The sequence below is a fragment of the Kitasatospora sp. MY 5-36 genome, assembly GCF_001182915.1.
Lineage (GTDB): Bacteria > Actinomycetota > Actinomycetes > Streptomycetales > Streptomycetaceae > Kitasatospora.
The window spans coordinates 1-4,629 of record NZ_LFVW01000778.1 but is presented as its reverse complement, the minus strand read 5'-3'; the positions used below and the strand labels follow the sequence as shown (position 1 = coordinate 4,629).

Annotated in this window: 6 protein-coding genes; all 6 read left to right on the top strand. The window is 73.4% G+C overall.

The window, feature by feature from the left end:
• Positions 1 to 879, top strand: an 879-nt coding sequence (locus AE652_RS35805; protein WP_049659181.1) for a S8 family serine peptidase, incomplete at its 5' end; no start/stop codon positions are given.
• A gap of 91 nt (positions 880 to 970) precedes the next feature.
• Entirely contained in the window at positions 971 to 1,561 is a 591-nt protein-coding gene (locus tag AE652_RS35800) for a GNAT family N-acetyltransferase (RefSeq protein ID WP_049659180.1), read from the top strand.
• Positions 1,558 to 1,752: a DUF3046 domain-containing protein gene (locus tag AE652_RS35795; protein ID WP_049659179.1), complete on the top strand. Its 195-nt coding sequence runs from the start codon at positions 1,558 to 1,560 to the stop codon at positions 1,750 to 1,752. Before AE652_RS35800 ends, AE652_RS35795 begins: the two co-directional genes overlap by 4 nt.
• A gap of 37 nt (positions 1,753 to 1,789) precedes the next feature.
• Positions 1,790 to 3,016 (top strand): AI-2E family transporter, encoded by a 1,227-nt coding sequence (locus AE652_RS35790; protein WP_369808363.1) that lies wholly within the window; start codon positions 1,790 to 1,792, stop codon positions 3,014 to 3,016.
• A 195-nt stretch (positions 3,017 to 3,211) separates the two neighbouring features.
• Entirely contained in the window at positions 3,212 to 4,324 is a 1,113-nt protein-coding gene (recA, locus tag AE652_RS35785) for a recombinase RecA (RefSeq protein ID WP_049659177.1), read from the top strand.
• 4 nt (positions 4,325 to 4,328) lie between these two features.
• A partial coding sequence (locus tag AE652_RS35780) for a hypothetical protein (protein ID WP_049659176.1) occupies positions 4,329 to 4,629 on the top strand: 301 nt, incomplete at its 3' end.

Below are 4,629 nucleotides of genomic sequence, written 5' to 3'. Positions count from 1 at the left end.
GACCCGAAGGCCTCCGCCTCCTGCGCGGACGGCCGGCCCGACGCCCGCACCGGCGCCTGGCGGCCCGACCCCGGGGTGGTCGAGAGCGGCCACGGCACGCACGTCGCCGGGATCGTCGGCGCCACCCGGGACGGCCACGGCGTCACCGGGGTGGCGCCCGGGGTGCGGATCGCCGCCGTCCGACTGCTCGGGCCGCTCGGGCAGTACTACGCGGAGAACATCGTCTGCGGCATGCTCTGGGCCGCCGACCACGGGGCGAAGGCGGTCAACAACAGCTACTTCGCCGACCCGTGGAAGTACAACTGCCCCGGGGACGCGGACCAGGCCGCGCTGATCGCGGCCGTCGGGCGGGCCGCCGGGTACGCCCGGCGGGCGGGGGCGGTGGTGGTCGCCTCGGCGGGCAACGACGGGCAGGACCTCGGCGCCTCGCGGACCGACGAGCGGAGCCCCAACGACCGGGTCTCGGGGCCGGCGCCCCTGCGTCACCTGGGCACGGAGTGCGTACGGCTGCCCGGTGAGCTGCCCGGGGTGGTCACCGTCACGGCGGTGAACCGGGACGGGCACCCGGCGGCCTACTCCAACTACGGGCGCGGACGGGTATCGCTGGCCGCGCCCGGCGGCGACCCGGACGGCGGGCCGCAGGGGGCGGTCGTCTCCGACTGGCCGGACGGGCGGTACGCGGCGCTGGCGGGGACCTCGATGGCGGCCGCGCACGTGACCGGGGCGGTGGCGGTGGCGGCGGCCCTGCACCCGGAGCTGGGGGCGGACGGGTTGGCCGCGCTGCTGGCCGGGGCGGCGGCGCCGGGGTGCCCCCCGGGGCTCCTGGGCTGCGGGGAACGGCAGTACTTCGGGGCGGGGCTGCTGGTGCTGCCCTGGTGACGGGGCGCGGGCCGCGCCCCGCGCGCCCCTCGGGTGGTGGGGCGGGGAAAAGCAGGTGACGGGGCGGTGGGACGGGGGTGAGGATCGGGGCATGGGGGATTCGGGTGCGGCCGTGTTCCTGACGACCGAGCGGCTGGTGCTGCGGCGCTTCACGACGGCGGACGCGGACCGGCTCGTGGAGCTGGACGGGGACCCTGCGGTGATGCGCTTCCTCACCGGGGGGAAGCCGAGTCCGCGGGGGGGGGTCGAGGGGGAGCTGCTGCTGCGCTACCTGGAGCACTACCGGCGCTACGGCGACCTCGGCTGGTGGGCGGCCGAGGAGCGGGCGGGCGGGGCGTTCCTGGGGTGGTTCGAGTTCCGGCCGACGCGGGAGGGCGAGCGCGGGGAGGTCGAGCTCGGGTACCGCTTGCGGCAGGCCGCGTGGGGGCGCGGCTACGCGACGGAGGGGGCGCGGGCGCTGGTCCGGCTCGGGTTCGCGGAGCTGGGGGTGGAGCGGGTGGTGGCGTACACCATGGCGGTGAACGCGGGCTCGCGGCGGGTGATGGAGAAGAGCGGGCTGTCGTACGTCCGCACGTTCCACGAGGACTACCCGGAGATGATCCCGGGCAGCGAGCACGGCGAGGTCGAGTACGCGCTGACGGCCGGGGAGTGGCGGGCCCGGTCCGGGATACTTGGGGCATGAGGCTGACGGAGTTCTGGCGACGGATGTACGCGCACTTCGGGGAGGGGTACGCGGAGTCGTTCGCGACCGACCACGTGATGAGCGAGCTGGGCGGGCGGACGGTGCGGCAGGCGCTGGAGGCGGGCTGGGAGGCCAAGGAGGTCTGGCGGGTGGTCTGCGACACCCAGGGCGTCTCCGGGGTGCTGCGCTGACTGCCGGCCCCCCGGGGGCATGGGACAGACTGTTCGGGTGACAAATAGCGCGGAACAGAAGAATTCGGACCGGGACGCCGAGGGCGCTCCGGCGGGTGGGGGTCTGTGGGGCGGCGGGATGCCGCGCTGGCTGCCGCGGGCGATGGTGCTGTTCCTGGTGCTGGTGGGGGCCTTCCAGTTCGCGGACTGGGCGTTCCGGCAGCTGATCGACCTGTTCGTGATGCTGCTGGTGTCGTTCTTCCTGTCGCTGGCGTTGGAGCCGGCCGTGGACCGGATGGCCGCGCGGGGGGTGCGCCGGGGGGTCGGGACCTTCCTGGTGTTCGTGGCGGTCGGGATCGCGGTGGTGGGCTTCCTCGCCGCGCTCGGCACCCTGCTGGTCGACCAGGTGGCGAAGCTCGCGGGGGACCTGCCGCACCTGGTCGACAACCTGATCGACTGGATCAACCGGACCTTCCACCAGGACCTCTCGCTGGGCGAGTTGCAGAATCGATTGCTCAAGGATTCCGGCACCATCGAGACCTACGTCCAGCAGGCCGCCGACAACGCCTGGGGCGTCTCGTCCACCGTGATCGGCGGGCTCTTCAAGGCCTTCACGGTCGGGCTGTTCACCTTCTACTTCACCGCCGAGGGCCCGCGGGTGCGCCGGACGGTCTGTTCGATGCTGCCGCCCGCCAAGCAGGCCGAGGTGCTGCGGGCCTGGGAGATCGCGCTCGCCAAGACCGGCGGCTACCTGTACTCCCGGGCGCTGCTCGCGGTGGTGTCGGCCGCCGGGCACTGGGTGATGTTCGAACTGCTCGGCCTGCCGTACGCGGCGGCGCTGGCGGTCTGGGTCGGCGTCATGTCGCAGTTCGTGCCGACGCTCGGGACGTACCTGGCCGGGACGCTGCCGGTGCTGGTGGCGCTGACGGTGAAGCCCGTGGACGCGCTCTGGGTGCTGGTCTTCGTCGTGGTGTACCAGCAGATCGAGAACTACGTGCTGCAGCCGAGGATCACCGCGCGGACGGTGGACGTGCACCCGGCGGTGGCCTTCGGCTCGGTGATCGCGGGCGCGGCGCTGCTCGGCGCGGTCGGCGCGGTGATCGCGATCCCGGCGGCGGCGACGCTCCAGGGCTTCGTGGGGACGTACGTACGGCGGTACGAGGTGGCCACCGACCCGCGGATCGACCGGGGCGAGCAGCGGCGGGCCCGGCGGGAGCTGCGCCGGGAGGCGGCCCGGCGGCTGCGCCGGATGGTCGGCGGGGACGGGGCGAGGCGCGGGGAGTGACCCGGGGCGCCGCCCCCGGGGTGTCCCCGGGGGCGGCGGGGCCCGGACGTGCGACGCTTGAATCGAACAGATGTTCTTTGTACTCTCCGGCGTGGAGTTTTCCACAGGCGGAGCCCGGCCGGGCCCGTTTGTCAGTGGGACGCGCTAGCGTCGAGGACGATGAAGCGCACAGCACAGAACCCGAGGGAAAAAGCCATGGCAGGTACGGATCGCGAGAAGGCCCTTGAGACCGCGCTCGCCCAGATCGAGCGGCAGTTCGGCAAGGGCTCGGTGATGCGCCTCGGCGAGAAGGCCAACGAGCCGGTCGAGGTGATCTCCACCGGGTCCACCGCCCTGGACGTCGCCCTCGGGGTCGGCGGCATCCCGCGTGGCCGCGTGGTCGAGATCTACGGCCCCGAGTCCTCCGGCAAGACCACCCTGACCCTGCACCTGGCCGCCAACGCCCAGAAGGCCGGCGGCACGGTCGCGTTCGTCGACGCGGAGCACGCGCTCGACCCGGAGTACGCCAAGAAGCTCGGCGTGGACACCGACGCCCTGCTGGTCAGCCAGCCGGACACCGGTGAGCAGGCGCTGGAGATCACCGACATGCTGATCCGCTCCGGCGCGATCGACCTGGTGATCATCGACTCGGTCGCGGCGCTCGTGCCGCGCGCCGAGATCGAGGGCGAGATGGGCGACTCGCACGTCGGTCTGCAGGCCCGGCTGATGAGCCAGGCGCTGCGCAAGATCGCCGGTGCGCTGAACCAGTCGAACACCACCGCGATCTTCATCAACCAGCTGCGCGAGAAGATCGGCGTGATGTTCGGTTCGCCGGAGACCACGACCGGTGGCCGGGCGCTGAAGTTCTACGCCTCGGTCCGCCTCGACATCCGCCGGATCGAGACCCTGAAGGACGGCACCGAGGCGGTCGGCAACCGCACCCGCGTCAAGGTGGTCAAGAACAAGGTCGCCGCGCCGTTCAAGCAGGCCGAGTTCGACATCCTCTACGGCGTGGGCATCAGCCGCGAGGGCGGCCTGATCGACATGGGCGTGGAGCACGGCTTCATCCGCAAGTCGGGCGCCTGGTACACCTACGAGGGCGACCAGCTCGGCCAGGGCAAGGAGAACGCCCGCAACTTCCTGCGGGACAACCCGCAGCTCGCCGACGAGATCGAGCGGAAGATCAAGGGCAAGCTCGGCATCGGCCCGAAGGTGGAGGAGCCGGCCGAGGAGAGTGCCGAGGCCGCCGCCGACGGCGCGGCCAAGCCGATCACCGCGACCGCCACCAAGACGGCCGCGGCGAAGAAGACGGCGGCGGCCAAGGCCTGAGCCGTTGACGCAGTACGACACGGTGGGCGGCGGCCCGGCGGGCCCGGAGGACGACGACTACGGGCCGCCGGACTGGTTCGCCGCGGTCGCGGAGGAGGACGAGCACGGGCCGCCGGACTGGTTCGCAGCCGTCGCGGAGGAGCCCGAGCCGGTGGCCGCGAAGCCCCGGGCCTCGCGCTCCCGGCGCGGCCGTCCGTCCACCGCGCAGTGGGCATCCGGCGCCGAGCCGGAGTTCGACCTGGCTCCGACCCGGGCGGTGCGCGGCGCGGCGCCCGGGCCGGAGCCAGCGGAAACCCCGGTCGAGG

Bases quoted from the DNA above. Each gene is read 5' to 3' on its own strand.
- AE652_RS35800 (WP_049659180.1), top strand. From the start codon at position 971: ATGGGGGATTCGGGTGCGGCCGTGTTCCTGACGACCGAGCGGCTGGTG.
- AE652_RS35795 (WP_049659179.1), top strand. From the start codon at position 1,558: ATGAGGCTGACGGAGTTCTGGCGACGGATGTACGCGCACTTCGGGGAG.
- recA (WP_049659177.1), top strand. From the start codon at position 3,212: ATGGCAGGTACGGATCGCGAGAAGGCCCTTGAGACCGCGCTCGCCCAG.